The 21599-nt window shown below is 42.2% G+C and carries 19 protein-coding genes; 4 read left to right on the top strand and 15 right to left on the bottom strand.

What is annotated here, in order from left to right; all coding sequences use genetic code 11:
* Complete coding sequence (locus tag NLF99_RS11795) at window positions 1-507, top strand: DUF6702 family protein (protein ID WP_185211508.1); 507 nt, start codon at window positions 1-3, stop codon at window positions 505-507.
* Between the two features lie 359 nt (window positions 508-866).
* Window positions 867-1094, top strand: a complete 228-nt coding sequence (locus tag NLF99_RS11790) for a hypothetical protein (RefSeq protein ID WP_254528384.1) — start codon at window positions 867-869, stop codon at window positions 1092-1094.
* 479 nt (window positions 1095-1573) lie between these two features.
* Here the strand turns inward: NLF99_RS11790 and NLF99_RS11785 are convergent, their stop codons facing one another.
* Entirely contained in the window at window positions 1574-2470 is an 897-nt protein-coding gene (locus tag NLF99_RS11785; protein WP_185211507.1) for an AraC family transcriptional regulator, read from the bottom strand.
* A gap of 271 nt (window positions 2471-2741) precedes the next feature.
* Here NLF99_RS11785 and crcB point away from each other — a divergent pair, with 271 nt between their 5' ends.
* A complete protein-coding gene (crcB, locus tag NLF99_RS11780) occupies window positions 2742-3122 on the top strand; it encodes a fluoride efflux transporter CrcB (RefSeq protein ID WP_185211506.1) in 381 nt (126 codons plus the stop codon).
* A gap of 4 nt (window positions 3123-3126) precedes the next feature.
* On the opposite strand, the gene NLF99_RS11775 is transcribed toward crcB, so the two are convergent.
* The 14 genes from NLF99_RS11775 to fucP (NLF99_RS11710) all read right to left on the bottom strand — a co-directional run bounded on the left by NLF99_RS11775 (window position 3127) and on the right by fucP (NLF99_RS11710) (window position 20550).
* A complete protein-coding gene (locus NLF99_RS11775; RefSeq protein ID WP_185211505.1) occupies window positions 3127-4116 on the bottom strand; it encodes a LacI family DNA-binding transcriptional regulator in 990 nt (329 codons plus the stop codon).
* Window positions 4117-4156: 40 nt separating this feature from the next.
* Entirely contained in the window at window positions 4157-6238 is a 2082-nt protein-coding gene (locus tag NLF99_RS11770; protein WP_254528382.1) for a hypothetical protein, read from the bottom strand.
* Window positions 6239-6243: 5 nt separating this feature from the next.
* Window positions 6244-7911 carry a ribulokinase gene (locus NLF99_RS11765; RefSeq protein WP_254528380.1) on the bottom strand — a complete coding sequence of 556 codons (1668 nt, stop codon included), beginning with the start codon at window positions 7909-7911 and terminating at the stop codon, window positions 6244-6246.
* A gap of 11 nt (window positions 7912-7922) precedes the next feature.
* On the bottom strand, window positions 7923-9257 hold the full coding sequence (gene fucP, locus NLF99_RS11760; RefSeq protein ID WP_254528378.1) for an L-fucose:H+ symporter permease: 1335 nt from the start codon (window positions 9255-9257) through the stop codon (window positions 7923-7925).
* A gap of 4 nt (window positions 9258-9261) precedes the next feature.
* Window positions 9262-11025 carry an L-fucose isomerase gene (locus NLF99_RS11755; protein ID WP_254528376.1) on the bottom strand — a complete coding sequence of 588 codons (1764 nt, stop codon included), beginning with the start codon at window positions 11023-11025 and terminating at the stop codon, window positions 9262-9264.
* Window positions 11026-11036: 11 nt separating this feature from the next.
* The gene (locus tag NLF99_RS11750) at window positions 11037-12281 is read right to left on the bottom strand and encodes a DUF6786 family protein (RefSeq protein ID WP_254528374.1); all 1245 of its coding nucleotides are present in this window, start codon (window positions 12279-12281) and stop codon (window positions 11037-11039) included.
* Between the two features lie 6 nt (window positions 12282-12287).
* A complete protein-coding gene (locus NLF99_RS11745) occupies window positions 12288-13454 on the bottom strand; it encodes a glycoside hydrolase family 172 protein (protein WP_185217200.1) in 1167 nt (388 codons plus the stop codon).
* Between the two features lie 446 nt (window positions 13455-13900).
* Complete coding sequence (locus tag NLF99_RS11740; protein WP_254528372.1) at window positions 13901-14689, bottom strand: SDR family oxidoreductase; 789 nt, start codon at window positions 14687-14689, stop codon at window positions 13901-13903.
* 5 nt (window positions 14690-14694) lie between these two features.
* Entirely contained in the window at window positions 14695-15525 is an 831-nt protein-coding gene (locus tag NLF99_RS11735) for an amidohydrolase (protein ID WP_254528370.1), read from the bottom strand.
* A gap of 8 nt (window positions 15526-15533) precedes the next feature.
* The gene (locus NLF99_RS11730; protein ID WP_254528368.1) at window positions 15534-16391 is read right to left on the bottom strand and encodes a fumarylacetoacetate hydrolase family protein; all 858 of its coding nucleotides are present in this window, start codon (window positions 16389-16391) and stop codon (window positions 15534-15536) included.
* A 92-nt stretch (window positions 16392-16483) separates the two neighbouring features.
* Window positions 16484-17248 (bottom strand): SDR family NAD(P)-dependent oxidoreductase, encoded by a 765-nt coding sequence (locus tag NLF99_RS11725; RefSeq protein WP_254528366.1) that lies wholly within the window; start codon window positions 17246-17248, stop codon window positions 16484-16486.
* Window positions 17249-17282: 34 nt separating this feature from the next.
* The gene (locus tag NLF99_RS11720; RefSeq protein WP_254528364.1) at window positions 17283-18947 is read right to left on the bottom strand and encodes a UxaA family hydrolase; all 1665 of its coding nucleotides are present in this window, start codon (window positions 18945-18947) and stop codon (window positions 17283-17285) included.
* A gap of 6 nt (window positions 18948-18953) precedes the next feature.
* Window positions 18954-19283 (bottom strand): L-rhamnose mutarotase, encoded by a 330-nt coding sequence (locus tag NLF99_RS11715; protein ID WP_254528657.1) that lies wholly within the window; start codon window positions 19281-19283, stop codon window positions 18954-18956.
* Window positions 19284-19299: 16 nt separating this feature from the next.
* Window positions 19300-20550 (bottom strand): L-fucose:H+ symporter permease, encoded by a 1251-nt coding sequence (fucP, locus tag NLF99_RS11710; RefSeq protein ID WP_254528363.1) that lies wholly within the window; start codon window positions 20548-20550, stop codon window positions 19300-19302.
* Window positions 20551-20664: 114 nt separating this feature from the next.
* Between fucP (NLF99_RS11710) and NLF99_RS11705 the strand changes: the two genes are divergently transcribed.
* Window positions 20665-21534, top strand: coding sequence for an AraC family transcriptional regulator (locus tag NLF99_RS11705; protein ID WP_254528362.1), 870 nt, complete (start codon window positions 20665-20667; stop codon window positions 21532-21534).
* Window positions 21535-21599 lie beyond the last annotated feature (65 nt).

Below are 21599 nucleotides of genomic sequence, written 5' to 3'. Positions count from 1 at the left end.
ATGGATTGGAAGAAATTAAGACTAGGATTGCTGCTTGTTGGAATATTTACGGCATTTATTGCTTTTGCGCATCCTTTTTATGTTAGCATTAGTTCAGTAGACTTCAACCCAAGCAAAAAACGTATTGAGGTATCCTGCAGATTGTTTTATGATGATCTGGAAGTAGCCTTGAAAAACCAATTAGGCCAGCATATCGATGTAATCCATCCCAAAAACAAAGCTGCGGCAGATTCTGCCATTTCGAAATACATCCGACAAAATTTCAAGATCAATATCAATAATCATCCTCGAAACTTACAGTATGTGGGCTATGAGATTGAGGAGGATGTTGCTTGGTGCTATTTTGAAGTCAGCGATGTTAATTCGATCAGCAAATTGGATATTGTCAACCAGCTTCTTTTCCAGGATTTCAAGAATCAGTCGAACATTATGCATATCAAGGTCAATAATGTTAAAAAAAGCACCAAACTAGACAATCCTAAAAGGACGGCCAGTTTCAATTTTTAATTCGGAAGTGAGGCTGGGGATTTAGGGCCGGGAGAAAACGAACCCGCTAGAAACACAAAATGCTTTTTTCTCAAAAAGCACGCCTAATTTAATTTGTTTTGGTTTTGTAGAAGGGTTAACTTTTCTTGTTAACACTTCTATTTTGTGGGCTTGGTTGGTTTCCGATAAACCCTACATTCGTTACATAGAATGAGAATGGGTTCTGGATCATTTTTTCTTTTTTACTTCTTTCTTTTTTAATCATATTATTTACCTTTCTTTTATTGTTTGCTAGTAATATAACAAATTTTGAGCCAAATTCCAAATTTGGAGTAGATAAGAGATCAGAGAGCTGTGTGCTGAAGTGAATGTAGAGGCGATTGGGTAAATATTTTGAACCAGGATTAAAGGGATGGGAGGATGGGCCAGGAACTGGGCAAGAACCAGGATTTAAGGGATGGGAGGATGGGCCAGGAACTGGGCAAGAACCAGGATTTAAGGGATGGGAGGATGGGCCAGGAACTGAGCAGGAATCAGGATTAAATGGATGTGAGGATAGACCAGGAACATCTTGCTATTGTGTCGTTGGAAAGACCCCAATACTGTAGGGGCGTTTTGCAAACGCCCGTTGTTGAATCAGGATGCCATTAGACGCCGCTCAGGGTACTGGATGGGAGGATTGGACTGGAATAGGTCAAAGGATATCTTTGGGATACACAACCCTTAGCAGGGATGAAATATTTTTCTATAAATCCTCTAAAGCGGAAATTAATCCCCAGAAAATAGTTTCCTCATCTTCCGATTTCGGAATTATTGCATCCCCAAGAAAAAACAAAAATTGATTCTTCGCTTCACTCTGAATCCTTCATTAGCATATTTTGATTCTGACCGATCAGTGAGGAATCTGTCCGGCTCTCCTCCAACAGTTTCTTTCATTCTCCATCGAAGATGGAGTGCCCTTACGTCAATTCAATCTTTGTTTGTATTACTCCGAGATTCTTCGGATAAACTTCAGAATGACTAAAAAATTACCCTTTCGGAAAATTCACTGTCTCACTTCTCATATCTCCCATCTCAAATCCCCTCCTTAATTCGCCATATTATTCACCGCATGTCGATGGATAAACTCAGAGGGTGAGCTATGGAGGATATGTTTAAATACACGATTAAAATGGACGACGGTATTAAATCCGCATTGGTAGGCGACTTCGGAAATATTTTCTGTGGACTTGTTGATGAGCAATTGGCAGGCTTTTTCGATTCGGATTTCATTTAAAAAGGTTACATAGGTTTTCATGGTATGCTTTTTAAAATACTTACAGAATGCGGATGGGGTCATGTGGATGAGTTTGGCAACCGCATCGATACTGATTTCCCTGTTATAGTTTTCTAGGGAATATCGCAGGACTTCATTGATACGGACCCCGACTTTATCATTGAAGTTTGATTCAGGAAGTCCGGAATACAGGGAGATCATTTCCTTTTCATTGGCGATCAGGTATTCGAAGACCTCCAATACGCGCATGAGTTTAGGCAGACCCTCCTCTCGCAGTAATGATTGAAAGATGGACCTCACTGGCAGGCTATATTTCTGCAACAACTTTTTACTGGAATCCAAGGTTGTAAAGATATCCCTGATCCGATGCAGCTCCTGCATATTGAAGAAGGACTGCATCTTGTCGAAGGCAACAAAAATATGGACTACATGGATCTGGTCATTTTCAGCTCCTTCTTTAATAAAGATATGGGGGTCGTTGGCCTTTAAGATATAGATTTCATTTTCAAAAAAAGGCTGTATTAAGTTTCCGATAACGACCGAACCCCTACCTTTTAGGATATAGGAAATTTGAATTTCCTTATGCCTATGATAGTGGGTATAGAATTCCTCCCTAAGGTCTTCTTGAATATAAAACGAACCAGCTCCAAAAGCAGGCACAGTAAACTCAATTGGATACCTTGCTTCCATAGTCTTTAAAGCTTCCATACATTCCTAATTTTTGTCCCAATCCAACCGGTTATTGTTGTTTGGGGATAATGATATTCATAATTTAGTTATAACAAAAATATCATTTTTTTACAATCGCAGGGTATTTTTTGAATTTTTATAACATTATTTACGCAACAATTTTCTGACATCAATCATATTTCATTCATTTTCATACCTTTCGCTCGGTTTTATTGAATATCGATCCATTCGGAACTTGTAAAGGAATTCATTAAATTCGAAAAAAATAAATCAACATTAGTTATTATTCATGATCAGAGAGGCATTCATTATTGCTGCAGGTGGAGCTGTCGGAAGTGTACTAAGGTATTACAGCGGTCAGTTCATCAGCAAAAATTATCCCAGCCAGATTCCGCTTGGCACTTTAATCGTGAACCTCTTAGGCTGTCTGCTGATTGGGCTATTATTGGGTTATTTTGCCAAAAACCAAGGCTTGAGCAATGAATGGAAACTGTTACTGGTAACAGGCTTTTGTGGTGGTTACACGACCTTCTCTACCTTTGCGGCAGAAAACATCAATCTTATCCAAAACCAACAGACGTCGCAGGCCTTCCTATACATTGGCCTTAGCGTTGTCCTTGGATTGGCGGCAGTTTACTGTGGCTTGATGTTCTGGAAATTATTTCAATAAATCATTAACCCCTCTTCTTTGCAACCAATTCAGAATTCAACACCTTTTTCTGAATGGTATTATCTTTCATCTGCTGGGTTAAGGCAATGACACTTTCCTTTGCTAACTGCTCAATAGGCTGTTTAACATGGATTATGGGATGATAAAAGAAATCATATACCTCACTAAAGTCAAAGCACATTACATTTAAGTCCTTTGGGATCTGGATCTCTTTTTGGGTGAGGTATTTTAATCCCGCAACCGAAAGGGTATTGGTGGCAAAAACAATGGCATCAGCTTTCTGATCGTTCAAAATCTCCTCTAGGACTTGCCCTAATTCTTGCTGTTGCTTACTGAAATTAATTTTATACAATCTGGATTGGATTGCAGAGCTGGCATTCAAGAAACCTTGTTCACGGTCTTTCATATGCTGTAGGCTACTCTTGTAGGCAACAAAAGCCAGGTTCTTGTACCCCATTTCAATGAGATGGCCCACCGCGGTCTGCATGGACTCTTTATTATCTGTGATGACATAGCTGGAATTGACATGATCAAAATGCCTATCGATCAAACAGATGGGAATGCCCAAAGAAATAATATATTCGATGGTTTCTTCGGAGTGATCCGGTGGAGAGATGATAAAACCATCGACTTGCCTTTTAATAAAAACATCGACTAGGTTTTTCAATTTCTCCGTACTTTCATCGGAACTACCTATTATGGTGGTCAGACCAAAATGTCCAGACTCATCTTCTATTCCTCGTGCGATCGAAGCAAAGAAAGGATTTGAAATATCTGCAACAATTAGTCCGATGGTATTGGTTTTACCCGTTTTTAAACTTTTGGCGATATGGTTGGGCTGATAATTCAGTTCTTTGGCAGCCTGTCTGATCTTTTCTGCAGTATCCTTCCCTACTCTGCCCTTTTCTTCATTACCACTTAACACATAAGAAACTAATGCGGTAGAAACGCCAATTTTCTGAGCAATATCCTTTAATGATACCTTTTTTACCATTTTGTAAATATATTATTATTAATTCATAACTAACCTTGCATTACCATTTTGCAAAGACATTTTCACCCCAATGATCGATGACACGATTAACTGCTTCCGAGGCTGCTCCGTTCCCCCAATCATAGATAGTAAATTCTCCAATTCCAATTCCGTTGGAATCGGTATGGCCATCATGCCCATAGTTTTCCATCATAAAGCCGTAATCCTGTTTCCTCAGAAATGGCCAGCGTTTTTGCCATTGTTCCTTGGTTTCTTGATTCTCGGGAGCATACATCATGACAAAGGACGCCTTTAAGGCAGCAATGCCCCGTTGCATATAATCTTTCCGACCTAATTCTTTTCCATATTGCATGATCAGTTCAGCAAATAAGCTCTGCCTGGAATCATTCCATTCCGCATCTGCATTCATGACTCCAAAACCGCCCAGGGCATGTATATAGATAAAGGATGGTTGCCAAACAGCTTGCCACATTAACAGTTCATCCAGCACCCTTTTTCCTTTTTGTAAATAAGCTTGGTCCGCTGTAACCTTATAGGCTTCCATGGCTGCCTGGGCCGTATAATACATGCTCAGGGTATTTTGCTTGTACATATTATTCCTAGCAATTTTCCGATCCACTAAACTGTCATGTCCAAATCGGCTACAGGACCAATAGGTTTCAAAATCTTCCCAGCGTCCGACTGGAACAATTTCCTTTACGATTACATCAAGGGCTTTTAAAGCGGATGCTTTATATTTTTCAACTTTGCTTATCTGATATAATCTCAGCAAAAAACTTACGGACATGGCAGATTCTGGAGATTTGCTCAACAGCTCCATATCTTTCTGCTGATTTAGATCTAGCCATGCTGGAAAATAGCCATCAGGGAGTTGTATGTTGACCAATGCATCGGCATATCGAATGGCATAATCCAATAATCGGGGATCTTTTTCCAACTCAGAATACCAATCCAGCATCAATAGAGCCGTATAGCTCATATCCAGAATATGGTAAGGAGATTCTTTTGCATTCCAGGTATAGGGATTACGGTTTGAGTTGCCGAAGAAATGGGTATTCCAGCCTGCCGAGCGCCAATATTTTTTTCCCTCGACTTCTACTTCCTTCATTTCTGTGGCGATCAATCCCGGGAAAAAACCATTTCTCTGCGGAAAGGAAAGCGTCAATTCCTTGGTCATATTCGCATAGCGTATCAGCGAATCTATGTTTTTCCGCTTTGCATAGCGAAATAAGCCAGATGCAGAGCGTAAGGAATTGAACCAAGCTTGGTTCCAAATGGACCTAAACTCCCTTTCGTTGACTTCACCTGGATAATTAGGGCTTTGGGTAACATTTACAATAAAGGTGGGAGCTCCTACTCTTTTGCCATTCAGGTCAAATTCCTGCCATACAGCGTCTCGCCAATATTTGAAGGCCCATTGATAGGTATAGTCTACATAAGCATCGAGATTGTTATTATCGAAAGGCTCCCCATTTTGATAGAGTTTCTTACCCCATTGCTGCCACATAAACTGATTTATACCGGCAAACGGATTATCAATGCTAGCTGGATCTGAAGAGAATTTTACGTAAAAAGCCAGACGATAGGTTCCTGCTGGAAAATCTGTCTTTTCTTCTTTTTCATAAAGCACATGATCGGTAATCTTAGAATTTGCCTGGCCTAAGGTCATGAGGTTCTCATCGGCATCAAGATCTAGATACCAAGGAACTGTAGGTTTTGATGTTAACAGCGACACATCCGGAATGATGGCCAAAGACTTTTGGCTATCCTGAACAATCAAGGCCGCCGAACGAAAAACATGTTGGGTGATGATATGGTTATCTGTAGGAGTCAGATGAGGTGCCCAATGAAAACTAGGCTTAAATTCAGGCTTTACAGCGACATAGAGCCTATCTAAGCTTGTATCGGCTTTTATTTCCCAGGTGAATTCAAGCCTAAAAGTCTGTTTATCGATTTTTTTATACTTGATTTCAGGATTTTGATTTCCAATTTTGGAATACTCCAGATTGGATATGTACGGCTGGAGCAACTTTGGAATCCCTTGGCCATACGCTATGGAAGGATCCATAGCATGCAGCCAAGTTAACAAACCAACAAATATGTAAATCCAGTGAATTCTCATTTCAGTTATTGTATGGTATTTAGCATAGAACCATAAGCCAAATACTTAGCATAGCGTTTGTCAAACAAATCCTTCTTTTCAGGATTGGGCGAATATTCTTTTTCAAATCCGGCTCCCATGTTATCCATGGCCTCAGCCAAGGAAGGATAGATTTTTGCTGCAGTTGCAGCCAGCATACTAGCTCCCATAGCACAGGTTTCATCTGATCGATGGACCATAATTGGTCTTTGAAGGATATCTGCCAAGGTTTGCATGACATAATCCGATTTTTTGGCTATTCCCCCTATTCCAATGACACCTTGAATAGCGACCCCTTGGCGTTCCACATGTTCAACGATCGCCCGGGAGCCAAAACAGGTTGCTTCGACCAGAGCCTGAAAGATATGGACAGGATTGGTCCCCAAATCCAAATGGAACAAGGCGGCAGTCAGTGAAGGGTTTACATCTGGGGTCCTCCTTCCATTGAACCAATCCAAGGCCATTTCATCATCTTCTCGGATAGGCTGTTGCTTGGCCAATTCGGATAGTTCTGAAAGTAAATTTTGCTCAAGTTCATCCCTTAAATCTGAAATGGCTTGACTACCCAGAAATGCAGTTTTTTTCAGACTGTTCCTAATTGGCCACAACAGCAAGTTTTTCAACCAATTATAGACATCCCCAAAAGCGGATTGTCCGGCCTCCAGACCTATATAGTGTGGTACGATTGACCCTTGAACCTGTCCACAGATCCCTTGGACCAATCGATCTTGTAATTCTTCTCTATCAATGACCATCATATCACAGGTGGATGTCCCCATGACCTTGCACATATATCCAGGTTGGATTTGGGCTCCGATGGCTCCAACATGCGCGTCGATCGCTCCTACGCAGATCAAAACGCTATCCTTTAACCCTAGTTTATCTGCCCAATCTGCGGACAGAACTCCAACAATCTCATCAGCGGTAAATACCTCTTTATTAATGGATTGGTATATCCTTTCCAATTTAGGGTCTAAGTGGCTAAAGAATTCCAGCGGTGGATAGCCCCCTAATTCTTGCGCCCATAAAGCCTTATGCCCGGCCGCACACACATTCCTCTTTATTTTTTGCGCATCTTGTTGACCTGTCAAAAGATAGGGCAACCAATCACTCTGCTCAAGCCAGGAATTGGTAGCGTTGTAAACCTCTTCGTCAGTCCTGGCTAAGTGGAGCAATTTGGACCAAAACCATTCCGAGGAATACGCTCCGCCACAATAGCTGAGGTAATTGATTTCAAAGTCTTGCGCTTTTCGGTTGATTTCTTCAACCTCCTTGATGGAGCTATGGTCCTTCCACAGAAAAAACATGGCATTAGGATTTTCGGAAAATTCCGAAGTCAGCGCCAAAGGATGGCCACTGCTATCAATGGCTACTGGAGTGGAACCCGTAGCGTCGATGGATATGGCCACTATATTAGTCTTGATTTCATCTTGGACATTTGCCAAACAGCCCTTTAGACAAGCTTCAAGGCTTTCAATATAATCCAATGGATGTTGACGGAATTGACTCTTTTTAGAGTCGCAGTACAGTCCTTCTTTCCACCTCCTAAAGCTGGAGGTTGCAGACCCTAGCACTTTTCCATTGGAAGCATCGACCAGCAGAGCCCTAGCAGAATCGGTCCCAAAATCAACGCCAATTACATATGATTGCTTCATTTAACCTTCTATTAATGAACGGGATTTGACATATCTAATTTACCTTCCACTTTACCTACTCCCCAAATAGCAAACACGGCTATCACCACATAGCACAGGACTGGAATAATAAATCCAGTAGCCATTGTACTATGATCGGCAATCAGGCCCATCAAAGGCGGACAGAATGCACCACCTGCTACCGCCATAACCAAGAAGGATGATCCTTTTTTGGTGAGTGTACCCAAATTGTTGATCCCCAGTGCGAAAATGGTCGGGAACATGATGGACATGAAAAAGTAGGTCAAGAACAGTGCAAACACGGAAACCCAACCTAAATTCATGAACACCAAAATATTTAAGATGACATTCATGATAGCGTAAAAACCCAAAAGACGATGTGGGGCGATGAACTTCATCAAATAAGAACCTGTCAGCCGACCTATCCAAAAAGCTCCCATTCCACCAAAGGCAAGAATCAGGGAAGCTGCCTGTTCGTCGTTTTTAGGCATGAAGAATTCACCGAATGAACCTAGATTGGCCATAATATTAGAAATCGGGGTTTTCAAATCGTGAATGGCATCGATCACATAATTGATGAAAAATGAATTTGTTCCAGTCTGGGCTGCCACATATAAGAACTGGGCAATAACAGCGAAGATGAATACCGGATGTTTCAGCAAGTTCCGCATCGGTGGGTTTTCCTCGTATTCCCCAGCCTCTTTCTTCTCCTTGATTTCAGGAAGCGTAATGATCAGGAAGACAATAGCAACCAAAACTACGACACAGCCAATTCCAATATAGGGCTGCACCAAGGAGTCAAATTTGTCATGCTCGCCTTCGGCTTCTGTCCCAAAGATCATCAATCCACCAATCAACGGTCCCAATATCCAGCCCAAACCATTGAAGGATTGGGAAATGTTGATACGTCTGGCAGCTCCATCTTTAGAACCTAGGACAATGGAATAGGGATTGGCAGCAGTTTCCAGGAATGCCAATCCACAGGCAATCACGAACAAAGCGGCCAAAAAAGGGATAAATGCGGCCAGTTTGGCTGCCGGATAGAACATAAAAGCACCTATGGCAAAGAGCACCAATCCGAATATGATACCTTTCTGGTAACCAAATTTCTTGATAAAAAGGCCTGCAGGGATGGCCATTGCCAAATATCCGATGTATAAAGAGAACTGTACAAAGCCAGACTGCGCCTTGGAAACATGCAATAGATCCTGGAAATGCTTGTCCAACACGTCCAAAAAACCATGGGCGAAGCCCCATAATAGGAATAAACTGCAGATGAAAAGGAATGGAACCAATAGATAGTTCCCTTCATCATCCCGAAACAATGATTTCTTTAGGTTGCTCATGTTGCTATCTATAAAGTGGTCCAAATACCTCACATGCCCGATAATCTGCTCCTTCTGGGTTCATCCCGAAGGCTGCCCAGGTTGCAGGTCTAAACAGACGGTTTGCAGGAACATTGTGCATACAGACTGGAATCCGAAGCATGGCTGCCATCGTAATCAGGTCATGCCCGATATGGCCATAGCTGATGGCCCCATGGTTGGACCCCCAATTGGCCATCACAGAATAGACATCGGTGAAGGGACCTTCCCCAGTCAATTCAGGAACAAACCAAGTGGTCGGCCAGGTTTTATCGGTACGTTCGTCCAATACCTTATGCACTTTTTCTGGCACATCAACTGTATAGCCTTCAGCTATTTGTATAGTTGGCCCTAAACCTTTTATTAAATTTATTCTGCACATGGTCACTGGCATTCCGCCCTTACTCAGGAAGTTGGAGGAATAACCTCCACCTCTAAAATAATCACGGTTTGCAGGATACCAGGTTGTCGCCTTTAAACAGGCTTTTGCTTCTTTATCAGAGATTTCCCAAAATGGTTTCATAACTGGTTTTCCATTGCTGGACTGCTGCCCAGTACCGTCCAGGGTAGCGGAACCAGAGTTGATCAAATGAATAAATCCTTCTTTGGCGGCCCCCGTAGGTTTCCATCCACTTACTCTTTTTACGGCCTCTGGCGACCAATATGTCCTGACATCAGCAAATATTTGTGCCGTATTGGTCAAGAGGTAATTGAATGCCATCGACACGCCATTTAATGAGTCATTCTCCGTCGCGACCATAAAAGGGTTACGGATACCGTTCCAATCGAATGAGGAATTCAAAATAGCTTCTGAAAAATCACCATTCGGGAGGAAATCGGTCCATTGCCTTTGCCCTTGGAAGCCCGAAATAAAGGCATTGTGGCCCATAGCTTCCTCAGCATGGCCCATTTTCTTCAATGTGGGATTTCCGATCATAAGGTCACGGATGATCAAGGTCATCTTTACCACAAACTCCCAGTCTTCATCCTTCTCTTTTCTGTTTTTTACCTTATGCTTTTGATTGAAATCAGCCCCTTCCTTACAATGTTTTTTGGTCCATTCCAATGCTTTTTTGAATTCTTCTTCATCATAGATACCCAATTGTATGCGCCGAAGCACTTCCGAAGAGTCTACATATTCATTACGCATGCCCAGATATTCCTGAAAGAATTCAGCATTAACGATGGAACCTACAATGCCCATCGAAACAGAGCCGATAGCCAGATAGCTTTTACCGCGCAACATTGCCACAGCAAGGCCAGATTTGGCGAAGGAAAGCAATTTGTCCTTCACATCGTCCGGAACCTTGGTATCTCCCATATCTTGGACATCATGTCCATAAATACTGAATACAGGGAGGCCTTTTTGATTATGGGCAGCGACGGTAGCCGCAAGATATACGGCACCAGGCCTTTCTGTACCATTGAAACCCCAGATGGCTTTGGGCCGTATTGGATCCATATCCATTGTTTCTGATCCATAACACCAACATGGGGTTACCGATAAGGAAACTCCGACTTGTTCCAGATCAAACTTTTCCTGGCAATCTGCGGCTTCTTTGACCCCACCGATGCAACTATCTGCTATGACGCATTGTACAGGGCTACCATCGGGATATTTCAGTTCAGTTTCATATAGTTTTGCCACAGCCTTGGCCATGTTCATGGTTGTATCTTCCAGGGATTCCCGTATGCCGCCCCAGCGGCCATCGATGATGGGTCTAATCCCGATTTTTGGATATTTGTTCATAGTCTAGGGGTTTAGAAAGCAGATTGAATATCTTCAACGGTTATATTAAAGAACTTCTTTAACAGACTAGCTATTTGTATTTTATCTCCAACAAAATGATATACATTATGGGTATGACCCAGCTTTTCAGATGGTTTAAGGAAAGCAGCAGGTGAAACACTTTCGATTTCGTAGAAAGGTCCCATTTGGCTTCCATCTTCCAATGGTCCATCGTTATAGGCATTGACGGCATCTCCTAAGAACGGATCCTTTTTGGTGGTCCATTCCTGGTTCAAATAGACCTTGCTTGAGTCGATGCTGAATTTGGTTACGGTCAGGATTCCATTGGCTAGATCGTAGCTTCCGGCAATGTTTTTTGCTCGAGAAGGCGACAATCCCAATTTGCCTCTAGACTTCCCATCTGCCTTGAAATAGAGTACCCCTGCCTTATAGCTGATTCTATCCTTATCGATTTCTCCAAAATAATCGGTCGTGGCGACCTTTCCTTTCGCAGACTCTTCAAAAGGGATAAGAATAACAGTGCTGTCAGTCGGCATAAACATATCCAGGCTCCAAAGACAAGGTGCTCCAGTTTCTTTGGTCCATGCCTCTTTTCCAGTATTGCTGATGCTGTTTATGGTGCTAAAGCCTACCGTTTTTACCTGATCGGATAATTGAATGCCTAGATCGGCTTCGATCTGTGAATTGCTCAACATCTTGATATCCCTATTAAGCTTCATGCTGAGCACGGTACCTGCATAATTTTTCAATTCTGCAGTTTTCTCCATGCTTGCTGAATTTCCAGTTGCTGAGAGCAGGGTCCAAGCTTCCGTGTCAATGGCAGTTGGTGTTTTCCAGTTATCATAGACCATTTCACTGCCTTTTTCGAAGTATAGGGAAAATGGACCTCCTTCTGGACCTAGCCAGAGGCGGTCTTCCCCTCCATAGGCATTCATATGGGGATCAACCGGCGCAGAGAAGGCTTTGTAATTTACCCAGCCAAAACTTTTACCGTCCGGCCCATCTGCAGTTGAGGTAAATACCTTACCCTGATATTTTGGGGACACCAGGATCTGCCCTAGTCCACTTTCGTTGCTCAAAATCAAAATGCTATCATACTTCTGCAGGAATTGCAGGTCGTAGCCAAATTGCCCTTCATTATAGTTGGTGCTCACGGTATCCTGGATTGATGATTCTTGTTTTTTGGTTTCTTGGCAGGAGCTTGCCAGCAAAACTGCCGAAGCTCCCATAAATGCATGTAGCCATGTCTTTTTCATAGAAATTTAGTTTACTTCAAGATCGTTTTTGGATGGTAGATTTGGAAATTTGTTATGGGGTTCGGATTGATACCAATAGGCTACAGAGATCATATCGGACTTCTGCGGTAGGTATCTACCTTCCGAACGCCATCCTAAATCCTGTATGGTCACTTTAAGGTCCCCATCAAACCTCACTGGATCCATGATATGCCAACGGTACATTCCGAAGCGCGCCTGGGACTCATATACGCCATCAGGACGAATTACTTGGTGCAAGCCAGCGTATGGGGTGGAATATTCTTGATATTGCCTTGTGGCCTTGTTTTCGAAGTTGTAGGAGCCACAGAAATAATCCTCCAGTCCTGTTCCAACTATCGTTGCATAATCCTTATCACCATCCATAAAGAACTTAATCTCTCCTTCTCCCCACCAACCTATGTTGTTGACACCTACCCCTAAATATGTTCCTACGTACTGTCCTTTCCCTTTGATTCCATCGATTATAGTGTGCAAGGAGCCTTGAGTAGGATTGGATCGACGGTATTGGGCATGGAAATACCCTTCATCTTCAGGAACCTCTGTAACAGCATAATCTATCTGGTAATACAGGTTCATGGGCTCACTGGAAATATTCTCCATAGTAATCTTGGCACTTTTCCGAAATGGCATTTTCCAGTAGGAATTGAATGCACTTCCCGGATTAACGGTCATAGCCAAGGAATTCAATGGGGCGAAACGATGCCAAGCCATCCCAAAGAATGGCCCTACTGGAGATTCTACCGAAGGAGTTGACTCGCCGTCCCAATAAATCCTGAAAATCGTGTGGTTCCAATTGCCTGTTGGAGTCATCCACATGTGCTGGATTACACCTGATTCATTGATTTCGGCCATGGTAAAGGTCTCACCGGGCGCAATCGTGATATAGGGATTTACCTTCCAACCCACTCCTAGCTCCCTAGATGCATGTGAAGCATTGGCAACATTCTTTTGACCAGCCTGTTTCGCTGGATCTGCCATTCCTCCTTTCCCCTTGGCACCGGTAAAGTTTTCTGGACTAATTGATCTGGTTTTGGCATTGGAAAGTTTGGAAAGGTTTCCCAAACTCATATCTATTCCATTAAATGGCTGCTTTTGCTGGGCATAGGTCATGCCACAGAGCAATAAGGAAGCTAATAACAATTTAATTTTCATGATTTATTTATTAGTTGATTATTCAAATGTCCAATCGGAAGCCACATTCTATTTTTGAAAAGAACTACCAAATCTTTCGGTTAGTAAAGGGTTTTGGCTATTGCTTTAATCGTTTAAGCATCTTAAGCATAAAGGAAGACTGCTCAAGACAATTAGATTAAAACAAATGCGGAACTTTTCAGTTTATAATTACACAATGTTAATGCTTAAACGTTTAATATCAAAATAAAATCTTAAAATGTTAAGTCCGAATCTGATAAGAACCAATGGTTAGAAATGGGATTTTACATCAAAAACAGGATTTGTTTTAGATAGAATAAGATTTTGAATGAAGTATTTCGTTTGTAACAATTTATTTAGGAGGAAAGGGATAAAAAAAGAGCTGCTTAATGAAAGCAGCTCAATTGAGTTTACTAAAGGTTGATTACAAATATATCTTGTTATACTTAATCATTGATCAATGCTCTATCTAAGTGCACATAGCCCCCATCCACATGGATTAACTGCCCAGTAGTATGGCTTGATCGATCAGACAGTAAGAATACGGCCATATTGGCAATTTCTTCCACCGTAGTCATCCGGTTTTCAAGCGGAATCCTGCTCGTTATTTTTTTCAATGTTTCTTCTGGATTAGCAATGGTTTTTATCCAACTTTCATATTGCGGTGTCATGCTTTCTGCAACAACTATGGCATTGACACGAATGGAATATGGAAGCAATTCAACCGCCCATTCCCTTGTCAAAGCATTCCTTCCACCATTGGAAGCAGCATAACCGGATGTCCCTCCCTGTCCAGTTTCGGCAGTTTTAGAAGTAATGTTCAATATACTTCCTTTGCTTTTCTTCAATTCAGGGAGACAGTGGTGCGCCATCAGATAATAATGGACCAAACTATTGTGCAGCGACTTTACAAAAGAGTCATAATCGCCATCTTCTAGGCTCACACCATCATTCAAACCTGCATTATTTACCAATCCATCAATCCTGCCCCACTTACCTATTACAGCATCAACGGCCTTTTTACAGTCTTCTGGATTCGTTAGTTCAGCCTGCACCGCGAAAGATCTAAAGCCTTTTGCAGCTAACTCCTCCTCTACGGCAAGGTTGTCTTTTTCCTTTCTTCCAATAATTACCGGAACCGCTCCTTCCTCAGCTAAAAGCTCAACAATTCCCTTTCCAATTCCTTTGGCACCACCGGTAACCAAGACCACTTTATCTTTTAAATTTAAGTTCATATAAACTATTTTAAACCGTAGAACTTCACTGCATTATCTCCCCAGAAACCTTTCAATTCCTGTTCCGTAAAATCACCTAAGCGATGCTCAACAATCTTGAGCGCGTCCTCATAACTACCGGCCAACAGGCATACCGGCCAATCGGACCCGAACATCAATCTTTCCTTACCAAAGCATTGAATGACATGGTCCAGGTACTCCGTAAAGTGATCCAACTTCCAATGTTTCCAATCTGCCTCAGTGCCTAGTCCTGAAATCTTACAATGAACATTCGGATAGGAAGCCAATTGTTCGATATAGCTAGCCCATTCCGTAAATTCCTGGGATTTGATTGGTGGTTTAGCAATATGGTCCAAAACAAAAGCTTGATCCGGATTAGCTGCCACGCATTTTAAGGAACTCTGGTAATGCCTTGGGCGCAACAGAAGATCATAGGTGTATTTATATTTGGTCAATGCGGCAATTCCGCGCAAGGATTCATCCCGATGGAGAAAGTCAGGGTCATCCTCACCTTCAACGATGTGCCTGAATCCTTTGATGACCTGATGTTTTGAGAAGCTTTGGAGATGCTCTTCTACATTTTCAGACCTGAGATCCACCCATCCAACGATACCCTTGATCAAGGCATAGACTTGGGATAACTCCAGCAAAAACGCTGTTTCCTGATGGGATTGGTCTGCCTGAACAGCAACAACACCATCAAAACCTAGTTGCTTGAGGGTTCCAGAAATATCATTGGGAAGGAAATTCCGTTGTATTACCGACATTTCATCTGTAATCCAAGCGTCCTTTACGGGATCAAATAACCAAAAATGTTGATGAGTATCTATTCTCATGGTCTCTTTTAATTTTTGTAGAAAGCGATTACTTCCTGACGCTGCTCGCCAAGATAATCAGCCCCCAATTCAACCACATCTCCTTCTTTAAGATAAATTGGAGGATCAAAGCCTAAGCCAACCCCAGCAGGCGTTCCTGTGGAGATCACATCCCCTGGCAACAGGGTCATAAACTGAGAGACATAGGAAACTACAAATGGCACATTGAAGATCAGGTTGGCGGTATTTCCGTTTTGATAGGTCTTGCCATTCACTTTCAACCAAAGTTTTACGTTGTTGATATCAGGAATTTCATCAGTAGTCGTCATAAATGGGCCCATAGGCGCGAATGTGTCACATCCTTTCCCTTTATCCCAAGTTCCGCCACGCTCCAATTGGTACTCACGCTCTGAAACATCATTGTGAAGAACATAACCAGCAACATAGTCCAAGGCTTTAGATTCTTCGACATAAGTTGCTTTCTTACCGATAACAATGCAGAACTCAACCTCCCAGTCGGTCTTCACTGAATTCTTAGGAATCATCACTTGGTCATTAGGACCTACCAATGCAGTAGTGGATTTCATAAAGATAATTGGCTCTGCTGGGATCTTAGCCCCAGTTTCCTCCGCATGGTCTTTATAGTTCAAGCCAATACATACAATCTTGGATGGTCTCGTGAATGGAGCTCCCAATCGAGAATCTGCAGGAATCTCTATCAGTTTCCCATGATTCGCTTTCACAAACTCTTCCAGACGGGCAAGTCCATTGTCTGTAAAAAACTCTTCGTTAAAGTCTCCGCCAAATGCCGAAACATCATAATTCTTTCCATCGATGTTCACACCGATCTTTTCTCTTCCTGATTCTCCGTATCTGATTAATTTCATTTTTCTATACTTTTAGGGACAATAGACACGAGACATAAGAACAATCAAGTCACCAAAGTCTAATGTCTTTTATCTATTGTCTTATGTCTATTTTAATTATTCAACTTAACAAAACCTCCATCGATAGCATAGTCATTACCAGTAATAAACGATGCGTCATCTGAACAAAGGAACAAGGCTAATTTTGCAATTTCTTCCGGCTCTGCCATACGTCCGATAGGTTGGGTTTTAGAGAGCTTTTCAAACATTTCGGCCTCTTTACCAGGATAGTTTTTGGCGATGAATCCATCCACAAAAGGCGTATGTACTCGTGCCGGGGAAATGGAGTTTGATCGGATATTATCTTTCAGGTAATCCTTAGCTACGGACAAACTCATGGCAAACATAGCACCTTTACTCATGGAATAAGCAAAGCGATCTGGGATACCTACTAGGGTTGCAATGGAAGCCAAATTCAAGATTGCTCCACCACCATTAGCTTTCATCACCGGAACGACCGCAAATAAGGCGTTATAAGCGCCTTTTATGTTCACTTGGTAAATCCGGTCCATATCTTCCTCAGTACACCCTTCTAGGTTGCCTACATGAGCAATACCGGCATTATTCACCAATATATCCACCTTGCCAATCTGTTTTACCACATCCAGTACTTCAGCTTGCTTGCTCACATTACAAGTATGGACTTCACATTTTCCACCTTCGTCTTCAATCAACTTCTTGGTTTCTTCCCCACCAGTTGGGTTCAGGTCCAAAATATGTACAACTGCTCCCTCCTTGGCAAACAAAGTGGAAATGGCTTTTCCTATCCCACTTGCCCCGCCTGTCACAATCGCTACTTTATCTTTTAGCCTAGACATAATTATTTCTATTTAAATGTTTTATTATTATTTACTAAAGTGAAACTCCACGTCTCCAAGGAATAAAATCATCCTGACCAAGCTTAACTGCTTTTGCTGTTTCTTCACCACTCGCAACCGCAATGACATAATTCAAGATGCGGTGTGCAGCTTCCTCAATGCTTTCTTCCCCATCGATGATGGTCCCACAGTTCAGGTCGATTGCATCGTTCATTTTATTGTAGACTTTAGTATTGGACGACACCTTGATAACAGGAGTAATCGGATTCCCTGTTGGAGTTCCCAAACCGGTAGTGAACAAAACTACATTGGCTCCAGCCGCAACTTCAGCCGTGGTACTCTCTACATCATTTCCAGGAGTACATAGCAGGTTTAAACCAGGACCGTTTGCCAATTCAGGATAATCTACTACAGCTGCCACGGGAGAAGTCCCACCTTTCTTTGCAGCTCCAGCTGATTTAATTGCATCCGTGATCAATCCATCGCGGATATTACCTGGCGATGGGTTCATATAGAATCCAGAGCCATCAGCTTCCGCTTTCGCGTTGTATGTTCGCATTAACTGAATAAACTTCTCTGCGGTAGGTTCATCTATACATCGATCGCTCAATTCCTGTTCAACACCACACAACTCTGGGAATTCCGAAAGGATGACCGAGCCACCTAGGCTTACAAGCATATCCGAAAGGTATCCTAAAGCCGGATTTGCCGAAATACCGGAAAAACCATCCGAACCTCCGCACTCCAGCCCAATGCACAATTTATGCAACCCTGCTTCTTGGCGTTCCAGTTTATTTGCCTCTACCAATCCAGTAAAGGTGGATTTGATAGCTTTCTGCATCAACTCCTGCTCTGTCCCTTCAAACTGTTGCTCAAATACAAACAACGGTTTATCAAAATGGGGATCTCGTTTTGCAATCTCAGCTTTCAAAATAGAAGCTTGGGCATGCTGACATCCTAGGCTCAACACTGTTGCTCCGGCAACATTGGGATGCGTAATGTATCCAGCCAATAGGCCACATAGGGCATCCGAATCCATCCTAGTTCCACCGCAGCCCATATCATGGTTCAGGAACTTCACGCCATCTACATTGGAAAAAAGCCTCTTTTTAGACTTATTTTCTCTCGCGGCACTCAGGTCCACAGACATCAGATCATCTATGGAAGCTCCACTTTGATATCTGGAAATCAACTCATCAACCTCATCCGAATAATCTTTCGATTCAACTTGGTAACCTAATTTCTCTTCCAATGCCGACTTCAAGGTCAACACGTTCCTGTTCTCACAGAACACCAATGGAATAACCAACCAATGATTAGCCGTCCCTACCAATCCATTACTCCTATGGTAGCCTCGAAACGTTCTGCCTAAGAATCCAGAAACATCAGGCTTTTGCCATTCTAATTTTCTATCACCTAGTTTAAAATCGTCAGCGGCATGGCGCAGGTTATTTACATCCAATAACTCGCCACTTTGCAGGTCTTCATTCACCTTTCCCACCAAAACGCCGTACATATAAACCTCATCGTCCTTTTGGAAAGGATCTATGGTAAACTTATGCTTGGCGGCCACAGCTCTTTTCAGGCTGATTTCTTTCCCTTCAAATTCCAGGGAATAGCCAGCTGGCAGGTCACGAAGAGCCACCAGGACATTATCTTTAGGATGGATTTGTAAAAACTCCAATCTCTCTTTTTCCATTTGGTACTATAATTCAAATATTTGTTCCATCATTACCCATTTTTCGCCAGGTTTAGATCCTGGAATAGACTCCTGATATTTCCACATCAACTGCTCCCAAACCTGCACAGCAGGATTCTCAGCGTCCATCTTATCTTTTCGCTCAAAGCTAAAGCTCTCATCAACCTCCATGATCATAAACAGGCGATTAGCAAAGCGATATATATCCATCACCGTTACACCAGCATCAGTAATCGACTTTTTGATTTCAGCAGAAACTCGCCTATGGTGATCTTCATATTCGGCGATCATTTTTGGATCATCAACCAGATCCAAAGCCATGGCATATCTTTTAATACTCATAATCTTTTTATCAATGTCCCTGTTTAACAATCAGCTTATCGCTCTTGTTTTGGGTAGCAAACAAGGCCACCACTAAGAAACAAACCAAAACCACAAAATACCCGTATTGCATATGACCGGTCAAATCTGACACATACCCCAACACCGGAGGCAATAAAGCCCCTCCAACGATGGACATAATGATCAAACTTGATGCAGATTTAGTATCCGCACCTGTACCCTCTACTCCAATCGCAAAGATCGTTGGAAACATGATCGACATAAAAAATGCTATGGCAACCATACTGTAAAGCGTGATGACTCCTGTACCAAAAATACACAATAAGGTCAGTAAGGCCGAAATACCGGCATAATACAACAACAGCTTCGCCGGAGCGATATAACGCATAAAGAAGGTCCCAACAAATCGCCCTAACATAAACATCAAGCCAGCAACCCCTGCATAGTATTTAGCATCTTTCGCTTCAATACCTGATACTTCCACGGCATATACGATCAAAAAGCTCAACACACAGACCTGTGCACCAATATAAAAGAACTGTGCAAGGACGGCCCAAGCAACGTTTTTATGCCTCAAGGCCTTTAAAAAGCCTTTTCCTTCGCCCTCTTCTTCCTTTACTTCAGGCATCTTGATGAAGAAAAAGATCAATGCAACTACCAAAATAATGACCCCCAAAATAACATAGGGCCCTTTTACCACGGCCGTTTCCGTCTGTATATAGGCCAAACGCTCCGCATCAGTCAAGGCCGCAACCTGTTCAACGGTTTTGGGATCTTCCGTCAGAATAAACTTCCCTCCGACGATCGGAGCAACAAAAGCAGCCAAACCATTAAAAGATTGGGCGAAATTCAGACGTTGGGTGGCTGTATTAGGATCCCCTAAGACAGTCATATAGGGGTTTGCAGCGGTTTCCAGAATCGTGATTCCACAGGCCACCACGAATAAAGCAGAAAGAAAGAACATATAGCTCATCGTGTTGGCTGCCGGTACAAACAAAAAACACCCTACCGCAAAAAGGATCAATCCCACTAAAATCCCCACCTTATACCCATACTTCTGCATAATCAGACCGGCCGGAATACCCATGACCAAATAAGCAATAAACACTGCTGAATCCACCAATGAGGCTTGGAGATGGGTCAAACTGAACGCACTCCTGAGGTGGGCTATCAATATAGGGTCCAGGTTATGGATAAATCCCCAGAAAAAAAACAGGGACGTGATTAATACGATAGCTATAGTGTTACTCCTATTGTTCATAGTGTGGAATATAATTGAGAAACTAAATACGAGATATTTCAGCAAAAAGTATTGAACTATATTACCTAATTAATAAACTATTTTACCATTCACAGCCTTTGCAATTCAATTTTTATGAATAAATTAGACATTATGATCATCAAGCAACTCACTGTTCCAAAAACAGAGAATCAAAGTTTCCAGATGCGAAGGGATTATTTCCCCAAGCATCAATCCATTTGGCATTATCATGAAGAATGGGAACTGGTCTATGTCAAGAAAGGATCGGGAACTCTTTTTATTGGTGACCGAATAAAGAGTTTCCATGCTGGAATTGCTGTGCTTATCCCATCTCAGATCCCTCATTATTGGCTTTTTGATGAAATATCCAATCCAGAAAAGCCTGACGAAACAATAGATTGTGTTGTTGTCCATTTTATCCAGGACTTTGGAATAGAGAAGTTTTTGCAAGCACCTGAGTTAGTACAGATCAAACAGCTGTTGGATCAAACGAGTAGAGGCAGGTATATCCCCATTGATCAGGATGGTTTATTTGACCTGCAGATCCAGAAATGCATCCAATCCAGCGGAATGACCAAGTTTTTCCTCTTATTGGAATGCTTGCAGGAGGCATCCAACCTAGTAGCCGAGGAATTGATCAGTACAAATTATTCCATTCTCAATCAGTCAGAAGACCAATATCGGATGAACAGCCTGATGGGCTACATTCGTGAAAACTACAAACACAGAATCATGCTTCAGGACCTGGCCAAGGTTGCCGGAATGACCGAAAACTCCTTTTGCCGCTATTTTAAGAATAAAACCGGAAAAACGCCGGTGCAATTCATTAACGAAGTCAGGATATCACATGCCTGTTTTCAATTGCGGAACAGCAACATTAGCCTGAAAGAAGTATGCTATGACTCTGGATTCAATAATTTTGTGAGCTTCCACAAGTCTTTTAAGAGCATTACGGGCACCACGCCCAATCAATTCAGGACTTAATTACGAAGTAAATAAGTCCTTGATATTTTTTCTCGAATGCTCCCTTTTTTATTTTTTCAATTCAT

Origin of the sequence: Sphingobacterium sp. LZ11T8 (assembly GCF_024261425.1) — a bacterium.
Taxonomy (GTDB): Bacteria; Bacteroidota; Bacteroidia; order Sphingobacteriales; family Sphingobacteriaceae; genus Sphingobacterium.
The sequence above is the reverse complement of the archived record's forward strand: the minus strand, read 5'-3'. Positions and strand labels throughout refer to the sequence as shown.

Excerpts from the sequence above, each read along its gene's own strand:
- NLF99_RS11795 (WP_185211508.1), top strand. The coding sequence starts at position 1 with ATGGATTGGAAGAAATTAAGACTAGGATTGCTGCTTGTTGGAATATTT.
- NLF99_RS11785 (WP_185211507.1), bottom strand. The coding sequence starts at position 2,470 with ATGGAAGCTTTAAAGACTATGGAAGCAAGGTATCCAATTGAGTTTACT.
- crcB (WP_185211506.1), top strand. The coding sequence starts at position 2,742 with ATGATCAGAGAGGCATTCATTATTGCTGCAGGTGGAGCTGTCGGAAGT.
- NLF99_RS11775 (WP_185211505.1), bottom strand. The coding sequence starts at position 4,116 with ATGGTAAAAAAGGTATCATTAAAGGATATTGCTCAGAAAATTGGCGTT.
- NLF99_RS11770 (WP_254528382.1), bottom strand. The coding sequence starts at position 6,238 with ATGAGAATTCACTGGATTTACATATTTGTTGGTTTGTTAACTTGGCTG.
- NLF99_RS11765 (WP_254528380.1), bottom strand. The coding sequence starts at position 7,911 with ATGAAGCAATCATATGTAATTGGCGTTGATTTTGGGACCGATTCTGCT.
- fucP (WP_254528378.1), bottom strand. The coding sequence starts at position 9,257 with ATGAGCAACCTAAAGAAATCATTGTTTCGGGATGATGAAGGGAACTAT.
- NLF99_RS11755 (WP_254528376.1), bottom strand. The coding sequence starts at position 11,025 with ATGAACAAATATCCAAAAATCGGGATTAGACCCATCATCGATGGCCGC.
- NLF99_RS11750 (WP_254528374.1), bottom strand. The coding sequence starts at position 12,281 with ATGAAAAAGACATGGCTACATGCATTTATGGGAGCTTCGGCAGTTTTG.
- NLF99_RS11745 (WP_185217200.1), bottom strand. The coding sequence starts at position 13,454 with ATGAAAATTAAATTGTTATTAGCTTCCTTATTGCTCTGTGGCATGACC.
- NLF99_RS11740 (WP_254528372.1), bottom strand. The coding sequence starts at position 14,689 with ATGAACTTAAATTTAAAAGATAAAGTGGTCTTGGTTACCGGTGGTGCC.
- NLF99_RS11735 (WP_254528370.1), bottom strand. The coding sequence starts at position 15,525 with ATGAGAATAGATACTCATCAACATTTTTGGTTATTTGATCCCGTAAAG.
- NLF99_RS11730 (WP_254528368.1), bottom strand. The coding sequence starts at position 16,391 with ATGAAATTAATCAGATACGGAGAATCAGGAAGAGAAAAGATCGGTGTG.
- NLF99_RS11725 (WP_254528366.1), bottom strand. The coding sequence starts at position 17,248 with ATGTCTAGGCTAAAAGATAAAGTAGCGATTGTGACAGGCGGGGCAAGT.
- NLF99_RS11720 (WP_254528364.1), bottom strand. The coding sequence starts at position 18,947 with ATGGAAAAAGAGAGATTGGAGTTTTTACAAATCCATCCTAAAGATAAT.
- fucP (WP_254528363.1), bottom strand. The coding sequence starts at position 20,550 with ATGAACAATAGGAGTAACACTATAGCTATCGTATTAATCACGTCCCTG.
- NLF99_RS11705 (WP_254528362.1), top strand. The coding sequence starts at position 20,665 with ATGAATAAATTAGACATTATGATCATCAAGCAACTCACTGTTCCAAAA.